Source organism: Streptomyces sp. NRRL B-1140, from assembly GCF_001280065.1.
In the GTDB taxonomy this organism is placed as follows: Bacteria; Actinomycetota; Actinomycetes; order Streptomycetales; family Streptomycetaceae; genus Streptomyces.
The window spans coordinates 1-391 of record NZ_LGEA01000010.1; the positions used below are offsets into that span (position 1 = coordinate 1).

1 rRNA gene is annotated in these 391 nt (G+C 57.8%); it reads left to right on the forward strand.

Features of this window, described 5'->3' with window-relative positions:
• Positions 1 to 58 precede the first annotated feature (58 nt).
• A 23S ribosomal RNA gene (locus ADK65_RS02950) occupies positions 59 to 391 on the forward strand; the annotation flags it as partial.

Here is a 391-nt window from a genome sequence, read left to right on the forward strand (position 1 = left end):
CGGGGTGATGGGTGGCTGGTCGTTGTTTGAGAACTGCACAGTGGACGCGAGCATCTGTGGCCAAGTTTTTAAGGGCGCACGGTGGATGCCTTGGCACCAGGAACCGATGAAGGACGTGGGAGGCCACGATAGTCCCCGGGGAGTCGTCAACCAGGCTTTGATCCGGGGGTTTCCGAATGGGGAAACCCGGCAGTCGTCATGGGCTGTCACCCATACCTGAACACATAGGGTATGTGGAGGGAACGCGGGGAAGTGAAACATCTCAGTACCCGCAGGAAGAGAAAACAACCGTGATTCCGGGAGTAGTGGCGAGCGAAACTGGATGAGGCTAAACCGTATACGTGTGAGACCCGGCAGGGGTTGCGTATGCGGGGTTGTGGGATCTCTCTTC